An 18,511-nucleotide genomic window follows, 5' to 3' on the forward strand; every position below is an offset into this window, starting at 1 on the left:
CCCCTATTTCAGCACGTCCGCGTAGTCGGCGCGGCGCTCATCGGAAATCAGCCCGTTGAGCAGGTGCCGGGTCTGCAACGCGATGTACTCGTCGAGGGTGTAGATCGGCCCGAAGTGCCAATGCTTGAGCGCCCAGCCGTGGGCGAGCAGCATGATGTCGAACACGGCGAGGTCGACGTCGACGCTGCGGAAGACGCCTTGGGCGATGCCGGTTTCGATTACCGCGCGCAGCGGCGCGGCGGTGGCGATTTCCAGGTCCTTGATCTGGGCGCGGCCCGCCGCCCCGAGGGTCCGGCTCTCCCGGTAGGTCAGCACCACCCCGTCGAGGTTCTCGTCGACGATCTGGATGTAGCGGCGGATCCCCGCGCTCAACTGGTCGACGACGTCGTCGCCGGCGGCGTCGATGACCGGTGCCAGTTGATCGCGGAACACGTCGAGGATGCGCACGATGGTGGCCAGCAGCAGGTCCTGTTTGCCGCCGAAGTACTTGTACAGCAGGCCGACGCTGACGTCGGCCTCGGCGGCCAGGTCGTGCATGGACATTCGGTGAAAACCGTTGCGGCCCATCACCTTGACCGCGGCGTCGAGCACCTGGCGGCGTCGCGCGCCGGCCCGTGCGGCGCGCACGGCCTCCTCGGCGGGCAGTTCGCTGTAGTCGACGGCCATGCCGCTAGAGGCCCAGGTCCTTGGCGATGATGGTCTTCATGATCTCGTTGGTGCCGCCGTAGATGGTCTGGATGCGGGCGTCGACGAACGCCCGCGCCACGCCGTACTCGCGCATGTAGCCGTATCCGCCGTGCAGCTGCAGGCAGCGGTCGGCGGTGCGGACCTGCAGATCGGTGGTCCACCATTTCAGCCGGGCGGCCCGCGCCGCGGTCAGCTCGCCGGCCAGGTGCGCGGCCAGGCAGTGGTCGAGATAAGTGCGGGCAACGTCGATTTCGGTGGCCAGTTCGGCGAGCACGAATTGACTGTTCTGGAAGGCGGCGATGGGCGCGCCGAAGGCGTGCCGCTGTTTGACGTAGTCCAGCGTCTCGGCGAATACCGCCTCGGCGGCGGCGACCGCGCCCACGGCCAGCGAAAGCCGTTCCTGGGGAAGGTTTTTCATCAGCTGGTAGAAGCCCCGGCCTTCCGCCTCGAGCAGGTTCTCGGCCGGCACCCGCATGTCGGTGAAGCTCAGCTCGCTGGTGTCCTGGGCGTGCAGGCCGATCTTCTCCAGGTTGCGGCCCCGGCCGAAGCCCGGCGTGTCCGCGTCCACGACCAGCAGCGAAAGCCCCTTGTGCCGGTCCGGTGCGGTGCGCACCGCGACCACGAACAGGTCGCCCACCTGCCCGTTGGAGATGAACGTCTTGGCGCCGTTGACCAGGTAGTGATCGCCGTCTCGCACCGCGGTGGTGCGGATCCCGGCCAGGTCGCTGCCGGTGCCGGGCTCGGTCATGGCGATCCCGAGCACCGTCTCGCCGGTCACCACGCCGGGCAGCCAGCGCCGTTGTTGCTCGGGTGTGGTCAGCTCGACGAGGTAGGGCAGCACGATGTCGTTCTGCAGCGAGAAGGCGATGGCCTCGGCGGCCGCGCCGGCCCGCTGCAACTCGTCGACCACGATCGCGTTGTAGCGAAAGTCGTCGACCCCCGGGCCGCCCAACCGCTCGGGCACCGAAAAGCCCAGCAGCCCCAGTTTGCCCGCCTCGACGAACAGCGACCGGTCCCACTAGCCGTCGCGTTCCCACTTCTCGTGATTGGGCACGACCGTCCGTTGCACGAAATCGCGGACCAGCTCCCGGAACTGGTGATGCTCGGAGGTGTACTGCAGGTGTGCGGCCATCGGGTGCTGCTCCGGGTCAGCGGAAGGCGTCGGCGCCGGTGAACGCCTGGCCGAGGACGAGCTGATGCATCTCCGGCGTGCCCTCGTAGGTCAGCACCGATTCCAGGTTCACCATGTGCCGGATGACGGGGTATTCCAGCGATATCCCGTTGCCGCCCAGGATGGTTCGCGCGGTCCGGCAGATCTCGATCGCCTCCCGGGTGTTGTTGAGCTTGCCGAAGCTGACCTGCTCGGGCCGCAGCCCGGTGCTGTCCTTGAGGCGGCCCAGATGCAGCGACAACAGCTGGCCCTTGTGCAGCTCGACGGCCATGTCGACGAGCTTGGCCTGGGTCAGCTGGAATCCGGCGATGGGGCGGCCGAACTGGGTGCGCTGGGTGGCGTAATCCAGGGCGGCCTGCCAGGCCGAGCGCGCCGCGCCCATTGCGCCCCAGATGATCCCGTAGCGGGCCTCGGACAGACACGACAGCGGGCCGCGCAGCCCGGTGGCTCCGGGCAGCATCGCCTCGCCGGGCAGCCGCACGTCGTCGAGCACCAGCTCGCTGGTGATCGAGGCACGCAGCGACAGCTTGTGGTGAATCGTGTTGGCGGTGAAACCCGGCGTGTCGGTGGGCACCAGGAAGCCGCGGATGCCGTCGTCGGTGCCGGCCCACACCACGGCGACGTCGGCCACCGACCCGTTGGTGATCCACAGCTTGCGGCCGTCGAGCACCCAGTCCGAACCATCCCGTCGCGCACGGGTTTTCATCGCCGCGGGGTCGGAGCCGACGTCGGGCTCGGTCAGCCCGAAGCAGCCGAGCAGTTCGCCGGTGGCCATGCCCGGCAGCCATTGGCGTTTTTGCTCCTCGGAGCCGAAGTTCCAGATCGCGAACATCGCCAGCGAGCCCTGCACCGAGACCATCGAACGCAGACCGGAGTCGGCGGCCTCCAGCTCCACGCAGGCCAGCCCGTAGTGCACGGCCGACGCGCCGCCGCAGCCGTAGCCGTGCAGGTGCATGCCCAGCAGGCCGAGCCGGCCGAACTCCCTGGCCAGTTCGCGGACCGGCAGGTCGCCGATCTCGAACCACTCCGCCACGTGCGGCAGCACATGCTCGGCGCAGAAACCCCGCACGGTGTCGCGCACCGCGCGTTCGTCGTCGGACAGCAAGGCGTCCAGGCCCAGCGGGTCGTAGCGGTCGAAGGCCGGTGGGGTCTTGGTGCTCGTCTCGGTGCTCATAGCAGTCAGCCTGCCATCGTCAGGCCGCCGCTGACACTGATCACCTGTCCGGTGACGAACGAGGCTGCCTGCGAGGCGAAGAACAGCACCGCCGCGGCGACCTCCTCGGGCCGGGCCAGCCGGCGCAGCGGAATCGCTTTGACCAGTGCTTCTTTCAGCTTCTCGGGCTGGGCGTGAAACAGCGGGGTGTCGGTCGGGCCCGGGCACACGCAGTTCACCGTGATCTGGTGGCGCGCCATCTCGCGGGCCAGCGACTTGGTCAGCGCGATCACCCCGCCCTTGGCGCCGGCGTAGATGCTCTCACCGGCGCTGCCGACCCGCCCGGCGTCGCTGGCGACGTTCACCACGCGTCCGCCGCCATGCGTCTCGATCATCCCGGGCAGGAACGCCGAACACACATGCACCGGCCCCAGGTAGTTGATGGCCACCACCTTCTGTGCGAATTCCGGTGTGGCGTTGAGGAATTGGTCGGTTCGGTCCCAGCCGGCGGCGTTGACGACGACGCCGGGCACCCCGATGTCGGCGTGGATGCGGTCCCGCAGCGCGGCGACCCGTGCCGGGTCGGCGACGTCCACCGGCGCCGCGGTGATCAGGTCGGGTTGCTCGGCGGCGGTGGCCGCGGCCGACGCCTCGTCCAGGTCGGCGGCGACGACGCGGTCACCCCCGGCGGCCAGCCCGAGCGCGATCGCCCGGCCGATGCCCGAACCCGCGCCGGTCACCACCGCGAGGCGGCGGTGTGAATGAGTATTCATTGCAGACGAATCTAGGTTCACCTCGGTTGCCGGGTCAAGGATCGGCGCGGCCGAGCGGGTAGTCTCGCTGCATGCTTAGGCTCCGGCGGCTGGCCTGGTTCGCGGTCGACGTCCTCGGCGTGCTGGTGTTCTGCGCCGTGGGGCGGCGCAGTCACGACGAGGGCCTCAGCGCCACCGGCGTCGCCGTGACGGCGTGGCCGTTTCTGACCGGCACCGCGCTCGGCTGGCTGGTCTCCCGCGGATGGCGGCAGCCCACCGCGGTGCTGCCCACCGGCGTCGTCGTCTGGCTGTGCACCGTGATCGTCGGCATGCTGCTGCGCAAGGCCAGCTCCGCCGGCGTGGCGGCCAGTTTCGTGGTGGTGGCCTCGACGGTCACCGCGCTGGTGTTGCTCGGCTGGCGGGTGGCCGCCGGGCTGACCCTGCGGCGCCGCTCCGACGCCTGAGACGACGCCCGGGACGACGATGGCAGCGACAGCCGAGGTGGGGGTGACCGCAACCTTGGGCGCCGCCGCCCGGGCCGTCGCCACCCGGCAGGGGTTGCTCAACGACCCGTACGCCGAGCCGCTGCTGGGCGCGGTCGGCATCGACTACCTCACCCGCGCGATCGCCGACCACACGTTCGCGGCCGATGAATCGCCGGTCGGCGACGACCCGGCGGTGACGTCGTTGCTGGATGCGCTGGCCGCCCACACCCGGTTCGTGGACGAATTCCTCGCCGAGGCGGGCCGCGCGGGTATTCGCCAGGTGGTGATCCTGGCATCGGGCCTGGACACCCGGCCGTACCGGCTGTGGTGGCCGCGCGGGACCACGGTCTACGAGATCGACCGGCCGCGGGTGCTCGATTTCAAGGCCGGGGTGCTGCGCGGGCTGGACGCCCGGCTGGCCACCAACCGGTGCGCGGTCGGCATCGACCTGCGCGACGACTGGCCGGCGGCGTTGCGGCGGGTGGGTTTCGACGCGGCCCAGCCCACGGCGTGGGTCGCCGAGCAGCTGCTGGTCGGCTACCTGAAGCCCGCCGAGCAGAACCGGCTGCTGCGCCGGCTCACCGCGGCCAGCGCCGCGGGCAGCCGGTTGGCCGCCGACCACCTGCCCACCTGGGATCCGCTGCAGCTGGAGGCCGAGCGGGCCTTCGTGGAGGGCTGGCGGCGCCGCGGCCTGGACATCGACCTGGCCAGCCTCACCCACCCGGGCGAATACCATTACGTCCCTGAGTATTTGGCGACCCACGGCTGGGAGCCGGCGGCGCGGTCCATCGCCGATCTGCTGGGCGCCCTGGGGTTGGGGCCGCGGCGGCGCGCCGGATCAGGCGGCGCCCAGTTCATCCCGGAATACGTCACCGCGACCCGCGTTTGAGTGTGTCGATGACCCCCGAATCCAGCCCGCCCGCCGACGGCCGACTGCGGTTCGTGCCGGCCACGCACGACGACCCGCTGGCCCGGCCGTTGCTGGCCGAACTGGCCGTCGAGTACGCCCAGCGCTACGGCGGCACGCCGAGCGCGCACCTGAGCTGGTTGCCGGTGCCGCGCGACGAACTGGCACCGCCGGACGGCGGGCTGCTGATCGGCGTCGTCGACGGCGTGCCCGTCACCGGCGGCGCGTTTCGCCGCTACGACACCGAGACCGCCGAGCTCAAGCGGATCTGGACCGACGCGGCCCACCGGCGCCGCGGCTACGCGCGGGCGCTGCTGGCGGCGCTGGAGGAGCGGACCCGGGCGTGCGGGTATCGGCGGATCTACCTGATCACCGGCAACCGGCAACCCGAGGCCGAGGCGCTCTACGACGCGACCGGATACACCCGGGTGCCCCCCGACCCGCTGCCGGATTGGGGTCCGTTCCGCCCGATCGCGTTCGAGAAGTGGCTGGTTCCCGACGAACGGTGAATTGCCCTGGGCCGCAACAGCCTACTGGCGCCGAGCGTGGGCCGTATGGACGAATTCCGGGCGGTTGGCGTACGTGGGGCCCACGCTCGGGCGCCGGCCTAGCGTCCCGTCGCCAGCGCGAGCGCCGCGTCGGTGGCCTCCTTGATCGGCCCGCGCCACACGTCGCCGTGGCCGGGCAGCAGCACCTCGGTGTCGAGCAGGGCGAGCGCGGACAGCGTGCGGATGCAGTCGCGCTGGCTGTAACTGAAAATCGCCGGGAGCAGCTGAGGTCCGCGGTGGCGCAGCAGGGGATGGCCGGTGATCAGCGCGTCGCCACTGACCAGGACGCCGTCGATCAGGTACGAGCAATGGCCGTTGGTGTGGCCGGGGCTGAAGACCGGCGTCGGCCGTCCCGGCAGCCCGGCGGCCACCTCGGCGGTCAACGGTTGGGCGGTGGGGATGCCGTCGCGGATCAGGCCGCCGCTGCGGACCACATGCGCGGTCCACTTCGCCCATCGGGGCCGCCAAATACGAAGCGCCACATCGAAAATCGACACCTGCTCCAGGTACTCGCGTTTGGCGTGGCCCACCTCGTCGGCGTGGCAGTAAACCGGGATGCCGTGCTCGCTCGCCAACCAGATCGCGGTGCCCAGGTGGTCGATGTGCGCGTGCGTCAACACGATGGCGCGCACGTCGCCCGGGCCGTAGCCGAGCTCGGCCAGCGAGCCCAGCACCTCCTCGCGGTCCCCGGGATAGCCGGCGTCGACCAGCATCACCCCGGTGTCGTCGGCGACCAGCGTCCAGTTGACCGCGTCCCCCCGGGCGAGGTGCACCGCGTCGGTGACCTGAACTAGCTCCGCCATGCCCGCGAGTGTAAGCGGAGGAGTAGAAATGACCCGTGGCTGAACTCAAACTCGGATACAAAGCGTCCGCCGAACAATTTGCACCCCGCGAGCTGGTCGAACTCGCCGTCGCCGCCGAAGCCCACGGCATGGACAGCGCCACCGTCAGCGACCACTTCCAGCCGTGGCGGCACGAGGGCGGCCACGCCCCGTTCTCGCTGGCCTGGATGACCGCCGTCGGGGAACGCACCACGCGGATCACACTGGGCACCTCGGTGCTCACGCCGACCTTCCGCTACAACCCGGCCGTCGTCGCGCAGGCCTTCGCCACCATGGCCTGCCTGTACCCGAACCGGATCTTCCTCGGGGTGGGCACCGGCGAGGCGCTGAACGAGATCGCCACCGGATACCAGGGCGAGTGGCCGGAGTTCAAGGAGCGCTTCGCCCGGCTGCGCGAATCGGTGCGGCTGATGCGCGAGCTATGGCGCGGCGACCGCGTCGACTTCGACGGCGAGTACTACCGGCTCAAGGGCGCCTCGATCTACGACGTGCCCGACGGCGGCGTCCCGATCTACATCGCCGCCGGCGGCCCCGCGGTGGCCAAATACGCCGGCCGGGCCGGCGACGGCTTCATCTGCACCTCCGGCAAGGGCGAGGAGCTGTACAAGGACAAGCTGATCCCCGCGGTCAAGGAGGGCGCGGCGATCAACGACCGCAATGTCGACGACATCGACAAGATGATCGAGATCAAGATCTCCTACGACCCCGACCCGGAACTGGCGCTGGAGAACACCCGGTTCTGGGCGCCGCTGTCGCTGACCGCCGAGCAGAAGCACAGCATCGACGACCCGATCGAAATGGAGAAGGCGGCCGACGCGCTGCCCATCGAGCAGGTGGCCAAGCGCTGGATCGTGGCCTCGGACCCCGACGAGGCGGTGGCCAAGGTCAAGGACTACGTCGACTGGGGCCTCAACCACCTGGTGTTCCACGCGCCCGGCCACGACCAGCGCCGGTTCCTGGAGCTCTTCGAAAAGGACCTGGCGCCCAGGCTTCGGCGACTTGGCTGACATTTCGGCGATCTACGTTGCCGCTCCCGAACCGGAGACCGGCAAGTCCACCGTCGCGCTGGGAATGCTGCACCGGCTGACCGCGACGGTCGCCAAAGTCGGTGTGTTTAGGCCGATTACGCGTGACGGGCAGGACCGCGACTACATCTTGGAGCTGCTGCTGTCGCGCACCACCGCGGGGCTGTCCTACGAGCAGTGCGTCGGCGTCACCTACCAACAGCTGCACGCCGACGGCGACGCGGCGATCGCCACGATCGTCGACGCCTACCACGCGATGGCCGAGCTGTGCGACGTGGTGGTCATCGTCGGCAGCGACTATTCCGAACTGGGACAGGCGATCCGGCCCGCGGAGCTGTCCACCAACGCCCGGATCGCGGTCAACCTCGGTGCGCCGATCCTGCTGACGGTCAGCGGCAAGGGGCGCACCGCCGCCGAGGTCGCCACCGTCGTGCAGGTCTGCCTGGCCGAGCTGGACGCCCAGCACGCGCACACCGCGGCGGTGGTGGCCAACCGGTGCGAGCCGGCCGAGCTGGACGCGGTGGCCGAAGCGTTGCGCGGCTTTCCCCAGCGCTGCTACGTGCTGCCCGACGAGCCGCTGCTGTCGGCGCCGACGGTGGCCGAACTGGAAAAGGCGGTCGCCGGTTCGCCGGTCAGCGGCGAGGAGTCGCTGCGCGAGCGCGAGGTCACCGGCATCCTGGTCGCCGGGATGACCGCCGACCACGTGCTGGAGCGCCTCGCGGACGGCATGGCCGTGATCACCCCCGGCGACCGCTCCGACGTGGTGCTCGCCGTGGCCAGCGCCCATGCCGCCGAAGGCTTTCCGTCGCTGTCGTGCATCGTGCTCAACGGCGGGTTCGCGCTGCATCCGTCCATCGCGGCGCTGGTGGCCGGGCTGCGGCTGCGGCTGCCCATCGTCGCCACCGCGCTGGGCACCTACGACACCGCCAGCGCGGCGGCCGCGGCCCGCGGCAGGGTGACGGCCACCTCACAGCGCAAGATCGACACCGCGCTGGAGCTGATGGACCGGCACGTCGACATCGCGGATCTGCTTGAGCAGCTTGCCATTCCGATTCCCACCGTGACCACGCCGCAGATGTTCATCCATCAGCTGACCCTGCAGGCGCGCGCGGACCGCAAGCACATCGTGCTGCCCGAGGGCGACGACGACCGCATCCTGCGCGCCGCCGGCAGGGTGCTGCAGCGCCGCGTCGCCGACCTGACCATCCTGGGCGACGAGGCCCGGATCCGGCAGCGCTCGGGGGAACTCGGGGTGGACCTGAGCGACGTGAAGGTGATCGACCCGCGCACCAGCGCGCTGCGCCCCGAGTTCGCGCAGCAGTACGCGCAGCTGCGCAAGGCCAAGGGCGTCACCGTCGAGCAGGCCCGCGAAATCATGTGCGACGCAACGTACTTCGGCACCATGCTGGTGTACACCTCCCAGGTCGACGGGATGGTGTCCGGCGCCGCCCACACCACCGCACACACCGTGCGCCCGGCCTTCGAGATCATCAAGACGGTGCCGGACGTCTCCACCGTGTCCAGCATCTTCCTGATGTGTCTGCCCGACCGGGTACTTGCCTACGGCGACTGCGCGATCATCCCCAACCCGACACCGGAGCAGCTGGCCGACATCGCGATCTCCTCGGCGCGCACCGCCGCCCAGTTCGGCATCGAACCGCGGGTGGCCATGCTGTCCTACTCGACGGGTGACTCCGGCACCGGAGCCGACGTCGAAAAGGTGAGAACGGCAACGCAATTGGTGCGGCAGCGCAACCCCGACCTGCCGGTCGAGGGCCCCATCCAGTACGACGCCGCCATCGAACCGTCGGTCGCCGCCACCAAGCTGCGGGATTCGCCGGTGGCCGGTCGGGCCACCGTGTTGATCTTTCCCGACCTCAACACCGGCAACAACACCTACAAGGCGGTGCAGCGCAGCGCCGGCGCGCTGGCCATCGGGCCCGTGCTGCAGGGCCTGCGCAAGCCGGTCAACGACCTGTCGCGGGGTGCACTGGTCGAAGACATCGTGAACACCATTGCCATCACCGCGATTCAGGCGCAGGGGCTGCCCGGTGGACGGTAGTGACGGCGCGCGCCGGGTGCTGGTGATCAACTCCGGCTCGTCGTCGCTGAAGTTCCAGCTGGTCGATCCCGAGTCCGGGGTGGCCGCCTCGACGGGCATCGTGGAACGCATCGGCGAGGAATCCTCGCCGGTCCCCGACCACGACGCCGCGCTGCGCCGGGCGTTCGACATGCTGGCCGGCGACGGCGTCGACCTGAACACCGCCGGGCTGGTCGCGGTGGGTCATCGGGTGGTGCACGGCGGCAACACCTTCTACCGGCCCACCGTGCTGGACGACGCGGTGATCGCCCGGCTGCACGAGCTGTCGGAGTTGGCCCCGCTGCACAATCCGCCGGCGCTCCAGGGAATCGAAGTGGCCCGCCGGCTGTTGCCCGGCATCGCGCACGTGGCCGTCTTCGACACCGGGTTCTTCCACGACCTGCCGCCCGCGGCGGCGACCTACGCCATCGACCGCGAATTGGCCGATCGCTGGCAGATCCGCCGGTACGGGTTCCACGGCACCTCGCACCGCTACGTCAGCGAGCAGGCCGCGGCCTTCCTGGATCGGCCGCTGCGCGGCCTGAAACAGATCGTGCTGCACCTGGGCAACGGCTGCTCGGCGTCGGCGATCGCCGGCACCCGGCCCCTCGACACCTCGATGGGGTTGACGCCGCTGGAGGGACTGGTGATGGGAACCCGCAGCGGTGACATCGATCCCAGCGTCGTCAGCTATCTGTGCCACACGGCCGGGATGGGGGTGGACGACGTCGAGTCGATGCTCAACCACCGCTCGGGGGTGGTCGGGCTGTCCGGCGTGCGGGACTTCCGCCGGCTGCGCGAACTCATCGAATCCGGGGACGGCGCAGCGCAATTGGCCTACAGCGTGTTCACGCACCGGCTGCGCAAGTACATCGGTGCCTACCTGGCGGTGCTGGGCCACACCGACGTCATCAGCTTCACCGCCGGCATCGGTGAGAACGACGCCGCGGTGCGCCGCGACGCGGTGTCGGGCATGGAGGAGCTGGGCATTGTGCTCGACGAGCGCCGCAACCTGCCCGGGGCCAAAGGGGCACGCCAGATCTCGGCCGACGACTCGCCGATCACGGTGCTGGTGGTCCCCACCAACGAAGAGCTGGCCATCGCCCGTGACTGCGTGCGGGTGCTAGGCGGATAGGAAGCCGAGGTCGCGGCGGCCGGCGCCGACCGAGGGCGCGGGATCGGTGCCGACGGTGCGTGCCAGCAGCTCGTGGTAGATGTCGCGAAAATCGGTGGTGTACTTCAGGTCTCCGTTGTCGAGGTCGGTGAGGCTGGGTTGCTCGCCGTAGAATCCGCCGTTGACCGGTGCGCCCGCGATCAACACCGGGCCGGCCGTGCCGTGGTCGGTGCCCTGTGAGGCGTTGGCCCGCACCCGCCGCCCGAACTCCGAATACGCCATCAGCACCACGTTGCGCCCGGCCATCTGCCCGACGAATCCGGTGACCGCCTCGTCGAAGGTCTGCAGCAGCCGCTGCTGGGTGCCGCGTTCCCCAGCGTGGGTGTCGAAACCGCCCAGTTGCACGGTGTAGACGCGGGCCGGCACCCGGGCCTTGACGGCCTGGGCGACCACGTCCAGCTGGGCTGCCAGCGAATTGTTCTGCTTGGCAGGCGGTTTCACCGAGGCGAAGGTGGCGTCGGCGGTGCGCGCGGCGCGGTAGGCCTTGCACACCGCGGCCATCGCCGGGGTGTCGTCGGGGTCGTCGTCGCCCAGCGCGGTCATCACGGCGTCGAACTGCCCGGCCTTGCCGGCGCCGCCGCCCGGGCTCAGCGCCGCGGCCGTGCACTTGGCGCCGACCGCCAGCGGCGGCAGCACGGCCCCGATGTTGACCGCGCGCAACGGGTCGTCGCCGGTGGCGTCGAGCCAGCGGCCGATCCAGCCCGTCGACACCGGCTCGTCCGGGGAGGCGGTCTGCCAGATGTCCATGGAGCGGAAGTGACTGTGGTCGGGTTTCGGGTAGCCCGCGCCGCGCACGACGGCCAGTTTCCGCTGGTTCCACAGCCCGGCCAGGCCCTTGAGCGCCGGGTTGAGCCCCAGCTGCTGATCCAGGTGCAGGACGTCTTGCGGGGCGTAGGCGAGTTCGGGCCGGGCATCGTGATAGGCGTTGTCCGCGTACGGGATCAGCGTGTTGATCCCGTCGTTGCCGCCGTAGAGGGTGGCGATCACCAGCACGCCGGCGCCCGGTGCCAGCGGCTGGTCCCGGGCCGCGCGCATCAGGTCGGGCCAACCGACCGCCACCGCCGACGACAGCAGCCCGGCCGCCGACACGCCCGCGCTGGCGATCAGGAATCTGCGACGGTTCATCTCGGTCATGACGTCAGGTACTCCGGGGTGTTGACGGCCGCGGCGACCAGCCGGGGCGGTTGGCCCACCAGGGGTTGCAGCGCGCGGGCGGTGCGGTCGGACCAGGCGCCGACGCCGATCAGGTAGCCGACCGCGTCGATGCGGTCGGTGGGCGGGGTGTTCTCGATGCCGGACAGGTCGCCGGCGTGCGCCAGCTCGGTCGCGGCGCGCAGCCGGGCCCCGGCGCTGGCGGTGGACAGCCAGACCTGCCCGCTGGGCCAGCCGCCGACGCTGGGCGGATAGAACGGCCGCTGCCCCAGCGTGCGCAACGTCGCGTCGATCATCTTGAGTCGCTTGGGATCATCGACGGGCACCTGCAGCGAGCGGATCACGCCGATCAGCCATTCGATCGGGGTGTTGACCATGCTGGCCCGGGCGCCGGTGAACTCCGGGTCGGTGAGGATGGCCTGGGTCAGGGCGCGCAGGTCGCGGCCGGGGCCGTAGGCGGCGACCAGCCGGTCGAGCGCGGGCGGCGACGGCGGGTCGTCGCCGGCCAACTGCTGCCACAGCCGTCCCGCCACGTACCCGGCCGATTTCGGCTGGGCGAGCACCGCGTCGCAGAACCCGGCGGCATCGAAGTTCGCGCTGCGGCCGAACAGCGTCTTGGCCTTCGCGTCATGGCGTTTGGGCAGCACCGACGTCGCGCCGCCGGCGCCGATGACCCAGCCGGTCAGGGCGCGTGCCCCGTTGCGGACGTCGCTCTCGGTGTAGCCGTTGCCGTGGCCCAGCGCGAACAGCTCCATGAATTCGCGGGCCAGGTTTTCGTTGGGCGCCTTGGCGGTGCTGGTCTGCCCGTCCAGCCAGCGCAGCATGGCGGCGTCGGTCAGCATGGCGTAGGCCAGGGTGCGGAAATCGCCCAGCGACAGCGTGCGCAGCTTCTGGTTCTGCGCGGCCATCTGCGCCGCCACCCGCACCTTCTGTGCTGAGGTGGCAAAGTGGTTGTGCCACAACAAGGTCAGCTTCTCGTGGAACGGTTGGCGCACGACGACCATGCGGCGGATCCACCAATCCGACAGCACGCCCTGCTGTTCGGTGAGCTGCTGGTTGTACTGCTTGCGCGCCGCGGGGGTGGCGCGTTTGCCGGGCGGCTGGGGCGCCGGCAGGGCGGGCATCGGGGTGGCCAGCGCCCCGGGGTCGGCGTCGGGATCGGCGGCCAGCATCGCATCCAGGTGGCCGGGCCAGCCGCGGGCGACGGCGGCGTCGACCTCGGGTCCGGTCACGCCGAAACCGGCCCGGCGCAGCATGCGCGCCGTGCCGACCCACAGGGTGGACTGCCCCGCCATGGAATAACTGTGCGGTGTGCAGCTGAAAATTCGCTGAGGGTTCTTGCGATTTTCTTGAGGCCTCACGGGCGGCGCGATCCGACGCTGCCGCGCGGCCGCCGTTCGCGTGCTGTACAGTGACCGAGGGCCGGTTCACGGAACCGGAGTTCCGTTTAGGGTTGGGCTTCGCGGGCGTTGCGCGCTAGTCGGCGGCGGCGCTTGTTTCGCTGCGCGAAAACTGAAGGGAGGCAGCGGATTTTGCGCATCTTGCGTAGGGCGTGGATGCCACTGCTGCTGGTGGTCGTGATTTCGCTGGGCGCCTACGCGGTGGTCCGTATCCGCGACACGTTCGGCACCCACGGCGGTGTGACGAGCGGGGAGGGCGCCGGCGACAACACCAAGCCGTTCCACCCCAAGCACATCACGTACGAGATCACCGGCGCCCCGGCCGGCACGGTGAACGCGAACTATCTGGACGAGAACGGCCAGCCGCACCTGGTCGAATCGGCGCCGTTGCCGTGGTCGTTCACCATCGTGACCACATTGCCGTCGATGTCGGCGAACATCGTCGCCCAGGCCAGCGAGCAGGTGCATGCGCTGCGGTGCCGGGTCATCGTCGACGACCAGGTCCGCGACGACCGCAACACCAACGACTACCAACCGTTCATCTACTGCTTGGTGAAATCCGTATGAGTAACCCGCACGCGCAGTCCCGACTCCCGGTCATTCCCAGGCTCATTCGCGTGCTGTCGCTGCCGATCACCCTGGGCTGGGTGTTCGTCGCGGTCGCCCTGGGGGTGCTGTCGCCGTCGCTCGACGACGTCGCGTCCCAGCACTCGGTGCCGATGACCCCGCGGGACGCGCCGGCGTTCAAGTCGATGATGCACATCGGCGACAAGTTCAACGAGTTCCACACCGACTCCACGGCGATGGTGGTCCTGGAGGGGAAGGACAAACTCGGCGACAGCGCGCACGAGTTCTACGACCGCATCGTGCGCAAACTGCGGGACGACCATCAGCACGTCCAGAACATCCAGGACTTCTGGAGTGATCCGCTGACCGCCGCCGGCTCGCAGAGCCCGGACGGCAAGTCCGCCTACGTGCAGGTCTTCCTCAACGGCGCCCAGGGAACCACGCCCAGCTACGAGTCGGTCGCCGCGGTGCGCAAGATCGTCGACAGCACACCCGCACCGCCCGGCGTCAAGGCGTACGTGGCCGGCAACACCGTGCTGAACGCCGACACCAGCATCGTCGGCCATAAGAGCATGGCGACGATGGCGCTGGTCTCGATCGTGGTCATCTTCGTGATGCTGCTGGTGGTGTACCGGTCGATCGTTACCACCGTGCTGAGCCTGGTGATCATCGGCATAGAACTCTTTGCGGCCCAGGGTATTACGGCGACAGCCGGCAATCTCAACATCATCGGCCTGACGCCCTACGCGGTCAGCATGATCACCATGCTCAGCATCGCCGCGGGAACCGACTACGTCATCTTCCTGTTGGGCCGCTATCACGAAGCGCGCTCCTTCGGCCAGGGCAGGGAGGAGGCCTTCTACACCGCCTATCACGGTGTCTCGCACGTCATCCTGGGCTCGGGCCTGACCATCGCGGGCGCCTGCCTGTGCCTGACGGCGGCCCGGTTGCCGTATTTCCAGACCATGGGGTTGCCCTGCGCGATAGCGATGGTGGTCATCGTGTTGGCGGCGCTGACCCTGGCGCCGGCGATCCTGGCGGTCGGCTCGCGGTTCGGCCTGTTCGATCCCAAACGCGCGATCGACGTGCGGGGCTGGCGCAAGGTGGGCACCGCCGTGGTGCGCTGGCCCAAGCCGATCATCGTGGTGACCGCGGCGATCGCGGTGATCGGGTTCATCAGCCTGCTGACATACGTGCCGAACTACGACGACCAGAAATTCACGCCGAAGGACATGCCCGCCAACGCCGCGATGACGGCCGCCGAACGGCACTTCTCCCAGGCCCGGATGAACCCGGAGTTGCTGATGGTGGAGGCCGACCATGATCTGCGCGACCCGGCCGACATGCTCGTCGTCGACCGAATCGCCAAGAGCGTCTTTCATCTTCGCGGCATCGAGCGGGTCCAGACCATCACCCGGCCGCTGGGGGCGCCGATCGAGCACAGCTCGATCCCGTTCCAGATCGCCATGCAGAACTCGGGCACGCTGCAGACGGCCAAGTTCATGAACGACACCATGGCGAACATGCTCGAGCAGGCCGACGAGCTGGACAAGACGATCGCCGTGATGGAGCACATGTACGGCGTCATGAAGGAACTCACCGCCACCACGCACAGCATGGTCGGCCGCACCCACGAGATGGTGGACACCACCAACGAATTACGGGACCGCATCGCCGATTTCGACGACTTCTTCCGGCCCATCAGAAGCTACTTCTACTGGGAGAAACACTGTTTCGACATCCCGGTCTGCTGGTCGATGCGCTCGCTGTTCGACGCGCTCGACGGCATCGACGAGCTCTCCGACCAGATATCCGGGCTCACCATCGATCTCGATCACATGGATCGGTTGATGCCGCAACTGCTGGCCGATTTCCCGAAAACCATCGACTCGATGAAGACGATGCGCGACTTCATGCTGTCCACCCATTCCACGATGGCTGGCATCCAGGCCCACCAGCAGGAGGCCGCCGAGGGCTCGACGTTGATGGGGCAATATTTCGACGAGGCCAAGAACGACGACTCGTTCTACCTGCCGCCGGAAGTCTTCAAAAACCCCGACTTCAAACGCGGGCTGAAGATGTTCGTCTCACCCGACGGCACCGCGGTGCGGTTCATCATCACCCACCAGGGCGATCCGGCCTCGGTCGAGGGAATCAAGCACGTCGCCGGTGTCAAGGACGCGGTCGCCGACGCCATCAAGGGCACCCCGCTGGAGAGCTCCAAGGTGTACCTGGCCGGGACCGCGTCGATGTACTCCGACATGCAAGAAGGCGTCATCATCGACCTCCTGGTCGCCGGAATCTCCTGTCTCATCCTGATTTTCACGATCATGTTGATCATCACCCGCAGTGTGGTCGCGGCGTTGGTCATCGTCGGCACCGTCGCCGCCTCGCTGGGCACCGCCTGCGGCCTGTCGGTGCTGATGTGGCAGGACCTCATCGGGCTCGGCGTGCAATGGATCGTGCTGCCGCTGTCCATCGTGATCCTGCTGGCGGTCGGATCGGACTACAACCTGCTGCTGGTGTCGCGACTCAAGGAGGAGATCCCCGCCGGCCTCAACACCGGCATCATCCGCGGCATGGGCGCCTCGGGCCGGGTCGTCACCGCCGCCGGGCTGGTGTTCGCCTTCACCATGGCGTCGATGATCGTCAGCCAGCTGCGGGTGATCGGCGAGCTCGGCACCACCATCGCGCTGGGCCTGCTCGTCGACACCCTGATCGTGCGGTCCTTCATGACGCCGTCGATCGCCGCCGCGCTCGGGCACTGGTTCTGGTGGCCGATCAACACCATCCGCATGACCCGACGCACACACCACGACGAGGAGGCACACACGGCGCCGATCCGGCAGCCGGCTCTAAGGTGAACTGCGTGGGGCAGCCGCAATCGCAGATGGAGCCGGAATCCAAGCTTCGCCAGCGCACCGAGGGGCGACTCGATCGCTCGCGCGACCCCGCGATCCTCGATGCCGCGTTGGCGGCGCTGGCCGAACACGGCTATGACGCGACGAACATGAACGACATAGCCGCGCGGGCCGGCGTCGGCAAGGCAGCGATCTACCGGCGGTGGTCGTCGAAGGCCGCGTTGATGACCGACGCCCTGATCTACTGGCGGCCCGAGCTCCTCAACGACGACGCGCCCGACACCGGCAGCCTGGCCGGCGACCTCGACGCGATCGTCAAGCGCGCCAAGCGCAACGACAACGCGTTGATCTCCAACGACCTCGTGCTGCGGGTCGCCTTGGAGGCCGCGCACGATCCCGAGCTCGCCACCGCGCTGAACGACCTGATCCTGTTCAAGGGCCGGCGGGTGCTGTCGGCCGTTCTGGCGCAGGCCGCCGACCGCGGGGAAATCGACCCGAACCGCGACTGGTCGTTGGTCGCCGACGTGTTGACCGCGATGGGCCTGTTGCGCGCCATCAGCGGGCAGCGCGTCGACGGCAAGTTCGTGCGGCGGGTCATCGACACCCTGATCCTGCCCGCCGTGCGGGCGGCGCCCGAATAGCTATCGGGGCCTGTGCACAGCCGCAGTCGCGGTCGCGGCCGGCGTGCCAGGGTTTCTCGTATGGGGGAGGCGCCGGTCGTCGGCAGCGAGGAACTGGCGTCCGGGCGGCTGAACCGTCACCGGCTGCGGGTGGCCTACCGTCCGGTGTTCCCGAATGTCTATCTGCCCGCGCAGGTCGAGCCGACGCTGCCGCTTCGCATCCGCGCGGCCTGGCTGTGGTCGGGGCGGACGGCGGTCATCGCCGGCGCGGCCGCGGCGGCGGTGCACGGCGCCGCGTGGATCCCCGATGCTGTCCCGATCGAGTTGATCCACCACAACACTCGTGCCCCCGACGGGGTGCTGATCCGGCGCGACGGCCTGTGCCCCGGCGAAACGCAGATCTGCGACGGGCTCGCCGTCACCACACCGGAGCGAACCGCCTTCGACATCGGGCGACGGGGTGCCGTCCGGTCGGCCGTGGTGCGGCTCGATTCGCTGGCGCGCGCAACGGGTTTCAAGGTCGACGACGTGTTGCGGGTGGCCGGGGCGCACCCGCGCTCGCCCGGGCTGCGGCGCCTGGAGGCGGCGCTGGGCCTCGTCGACCCCGGTGCGCAGTCACCGCGGGAGAGCTACCTGCGGCTGCTGCTCATCGACGCGGGTCTGCCCCGGCCGCAGACCCAGGTCCCGGTGCCGGGCGCCGACGGCATGCCCGTCGCGTACCTGGACATGGGCTGGCCCGAGTGGATGGTCGCCGTCGAATACGACGGCGACCACCATCGCACCGACCGGCGCCAGTACGTCAAGGACATTCGCCGGCTGGAGATGCTCGAGCAGCTGGGCTGGGTCGTCGTCCGGGTGGTCGCGGAGGACCGGCCGGCGGACATCGTCCGCCGCGTCCGCGCGGCACTGGCGAAATCCGGTGTTGCGCCTCGGCTTTCAGTGTGAGGTGTCGGCTTTCGGTGTTGCGCTACGGCTTTCGGTGTTGCGCTACGGCTTTCGGTGTTGCACCAGGGCGCGGATCGTCGGCGTGTCGCCGCCCTGTGTACACACTCGACGCCCAGGGTGCACACTCGGGGCCGAGGCGCCG

The 18,511-nt window shown here is 69.4% G+C and carries 16 protein-coding genes and 1 pseudogene; 10 read left to right on the forward strand and 7 right to left on the reverse strand.

Annotated elements, in window-relative coordinates:
* Positions 1–3 precede the first annotated feature (3 nt).
* The 4 genes and pseudogenes from NF20_RS24705 to NF20_RS24720 form a co-directional block, all read right to left on the reverse strand.
* On the reverse strand, positions 4–666 hold the full coding sequence (locus NF20_RS24705; protein ID WP_009979428.1) for a TetR/AcrR family transcriptional regulator: 663 nt from the start codon (positions 664–666) through the stop codon (positions 4–6).
* A gap of 4 nt (positions 667–670) precedes the next feature.
* Positions 671–1,819: pseudogene (locus tag NF20_RS24710) on the reverse strand (acyl-CoA dehydrogenase family protein).
* 16 nt (positions 1,820–1,835) lie between these two features.
* Positions 1,836–3,032: an acyl-CoA dehydrogenase gene (locus NF20_RS24715; protein ID WP_019733867.1), complete on the reverse strand. Its 1,197-nt coding sequence runs from the start codon at positions 3,030–3,032 to the stop codon at positions 1,836–1,838.
* A gap of 5 nt (positions 3,033–3,037) precedes the next feature.
* Complete coding sequence (locus NF20_RS24720; RefSeq protein ID WP_003873831.1) at positions 3,038–3,784, reverse strand: SDR family NAD(P)-dependent oxidoreductase; 747 nt, start codon at positions 3,782–3,784, stop codon at positions 3,038–3,040.
* A 71-nt stretch (positions 3,785–3,855) separates the two neighbouring features.
* On the opposite strand from NF20_RS24720, the gene NF20_RS24725 reads away from it, so the two are divergent.
* Genes NF20_RS24725 through NF20_RS24735 form a run of 3 tightly spaced genes read left to right on the forward strand, consistent with a single transcriptional unit; the run spans position 3,856 to position 5,664 of the window.
* Entirely contained in the window at positions 3,856–4,227 is a 372-nt protein-coding gene (locus tag NF20_RS24725; protein WP_003873830.1) for a DUF3054 domain-containing protein, read from the forward strand.
* A gap of 19 nt (positions 4,228–4,246) precedes the next feature.
* Positions 4,247–5,137 carry a class I SAM-dependent methyltransferase gene (locus tag NF20_RS24730; RefSeq protein WP_011726233.1) on the forward strand — a complete coding sequence of 297 codons (891 nt, stop codon included), beginning with the start codon at positions 4,247–4,249 and terminating at the stop codon, positions 5,135–5,137.
* Positions 5,138–5,145: 8 nt separating this feature from the next.
* Entirely contained in the window at positions 5,146–5,664 is a 519-nt protein-coding gene (locus NF20_RS24735; RefSeq protein ID WP_019733864.1) for a GNAT family N-acetyltransferase, read from the forward strand.
* A gap of 98 nt (positions 5,665–5,762) precedes the next feature.
* Here the strand turns inward: NF20_RS24735 and NF20_RS24740 are convergent, their stop codons facing one another.
* The gene (locus NF20_RS24740; RefSeq protein WP_019733863.1) at positions 5,763–6,506 is read right to left on the reverse strand and encodes an MBL fold metallo-hydrolase; all 744 of its coding nucleotides are present in this window, start codon (positions 6,504–6,506) and stop codon (positions 5,763–5,765) included.
* A 35-nt stretch (positions 6,507–6,541) separates the two neighbouring features.
* On the opposite strand from NF20_RS24740, the gene fgd reads away from it, so the two are divergent.
* The 3 genes from fgd to NF20_RS24755 are packed head-to-tail and all read left to right on the forward strand — an operon-like array spanning position 6,542 to position 10,785.
* Positions 6,542–7,552, forward strand: coding sequence for a glucose-6-phosphate dehydrogenase (coenzyme-F420) (gene fgd, locus NF20_RS24745; RefSeq protein WP_019733862.1), 1,011 nt, complete (start codon positions 6,542–6,544; stop codon positions 7,550–7,552).
* Positions 7,545–9,632, forward strand: a complete 2,088-nt coding sequence (gene pta, locus NF20_RS24750; RefSeq protein WP_033717564.1) for a phosphate acetyltransferase — start codon at positions 7,545–7,547, stop codon at positions 9,630–9,632. The genes fgd and pta overlap by 8 nt, the downstream gene beginning before the upstream one ends.
* Positions 9,622–10,785, forward strand: a complete 1,164-nt coding sequence (locus tag NF20_RS24755; RefSeq protein WP_033710579.1) for an acetate kinase — start codon at positions 9,622–9,624, stop codon at positions 10,783–10,785. The genes pta and NF20_RS24755 overlap by 11 nt, the downstream gene beginning before the upstream one ends.
* Here NF20_RS24755 and NF20_RS24760 read toward each other — a convergent pair.
* Together NF20_RS24760 and NF20_RS24765 are read right to left on the reverse strand one after the other, a co-directional pair.
* Entirely contained in the window at positions 10,774–11,958 is a 1,185-nt protein-coding gene (locus tag NF20_RS24760; RefSeq protein ID WP_033710578.1) for a DUF1501 domain-containing protein, read from the reverse strand. The two genes, NF20_RS24755 and NF20_RS24760, sit on opposite strands and share 12 nt — an antisense overlap.
* The gene (locus NF20_RS24765; protein ID WP_033710577.1) at positions 11,955–13,271 is read right to left on the reverse strand and encodes a DUF1800 domain-containing protein; all 1,317 of its coding nucleotides are present in this window, start codon (positions 13,269–13,271) and stop codon (positions 11,955–11,957) included. The genes NF20_RS24760 and NF20_RS24765 overlap by 4 nt, the downstream gene beginning before the upstream one ends.
* 261 nt (positions 13,272–13,532) lie before the next feature.
* On the opposite strand from NF20_RS24765, the gene NF20_RS24770 reads away from it, so the two are divergent.
* The 4 genes from NF20_RS24770 to NF20_RS24785 are packed head-to-tail and all read left to right on the forward strand — an operon-like array spanning position 13,533 to position 18,369.
* Positions 13,533–13,943 carry an MmpS family transport accessory protein gene (locus tag NF20_RS24770; RefSeq protein ID WP_003873821.1) on the forward strand — a complete coding sequence of 137 codons (411 nt, stop codon included), beginning with the start codon at positions 13,533–13,535 and terminating at the stop codon, positions 13,941–13,943.
* Positions 13,940–16,807: an RND family transporter gene (locus tag NF20_RS24775; RefSeq protein WP_023862160.1), complete on the forward strand. Its 2,868-nt coding sequence runs from the start codon at positions 13,940–13,942 to the stop codon at positions 16,805–16,807. Before NF20_RS24770 ends, NF20_RS24775 begins: the two co-directional genes overlap by 4 nt.
* Positions 16,804–17,445: a TetR/AcrR family transcriptional regulator gene (locus tag NF20_RS24780; RefSeq protein WP_003879269.1), complete on the forward strand. Its 642-nt coding sequence runs from the start codon at positions 16,804–16,806 to the stop codon at positions 17,443–17,445. Before NF20_RS24775 ends, NF20_RS24780 begins: the two co-directional genes overlap by 4 nt.
* A 60-nt stretch (positions 17,446–17,505) precedes the next feature.
* On the forward strand, positions 17,506–18,369 hold the full coding sequence (locus NF20_RS24785; protein ID WP_033710576.1) for an endonuclease domain-containing protein: 864 nt from the start codon (positions 17,506–17,508) through the stop codon (positions 18,367–18,369).
* The last annotated feature ends 142 nt before the right edge of the window (positions 18,370–18,511 follow it).

This window comes from Mycobacterium sp. MAC_080597_8934, assembly GCF_000523975.1.
Taxonomy (GTDB): Bacteria; Actinomycetota; Actinomycetes; order Mycobacteriales; family Mycobacteriaceae; genus Mycobacterium; species Mycobacterium avium.

What these genes read in the sequence shown, in the direction of transcription:
- NF20_RS24785 (WP_033710576.1), top strand. Translation starts at nt 17,506, where the DNA reads ATGGGGGAGGCGCCGGTCGTCGGCAGCGAGGAACTGGCGTCCGGGCGG.
- NF20_RS24740 (WP_019733863.1), bottom strand. Translation starts at nt 6,506, where the DNA reads ATGGCGGAGCTAGTTCAGGTCACCGACGCGGTGCACCTCGCCCGGGGG.
- NF20_RS24735 (WP_019733864.1), top strand. Translation starts at nt 5,146, where the DNA reads ATGACCCCCGAATCCAGCCCGCCCGCCGACGGCCGACTGCGGTTCGTG.
- NF20_RS24730 (WP_011726233.1), top strand. Translation starts at nt 4,247, where the DNA reads ATGGCAGCGACAGCCGAGGTGGGGGTGACCGCAACCTTGGGCGCCGCC.
- NF20_RS24720 (WP_003873831.1), bottom strand. Translation starts at nt 3,784, where the DNA reads ATGAATACTCATTCACACCGCCGCCTCGCGGTGGTGACCGGCGCGGGT.
- NF20_RS24705 (WP_009979428.1), bottom strand. Translation starts at nt 666, where the DNA reads ATGGCCGTCGACTACAGCGAACTGCCCGCCGAGGAGGCCGTGCGCGCC.
- NF20_RS24760 (WP_033710578.1), bottom strand. Translation starts at nt 11,958, where the DNA reads ATGACCGAGATGAACCGTCGCAGATTCCTGATCGCCAGCGCGGGCGTG.
- NF20_RS24725 (WP_003873830.1), top strand. Translation starts at nt 3,856, where the DNA reads ATGCTTAGGCTCCGGCGGCTGGCCTGGTTCGCGGTCGACGTCCTCGGC.
- NF20_RS24715 (WP_019733867.1), bottom strand. Translation starts at nt 3,032, where the DNA reads ATGAGCACCGAGACGAGCACCAAGACCCCACCGGCCTTCGACCGCTAC.
- NF20_RS24770 (WP_003873821.1), top strand. Translation starts at nt 13,533, where the DNA reads ATGCCACTGCTGCTGGTGGTCGTGATTTCGCTGGGCGCCTACGCGGTG.
- NF20_RS24765 (WP_033710577.1), bottom strand. Translation starts at nt 13,271, where the DNA reads ATGGCGGGGCAGTCCACCCTGTGGGTCGGCACGGCGCGCATGCTGCGC.
- NF20_RS24775 (WP_023862160.1), top strand. Translation starts at nt 13,940, where the DNA reads ATGAGTAACCCGCACGCGCAGTCCCGACTCCCGGTCATTCCCAGGCTC.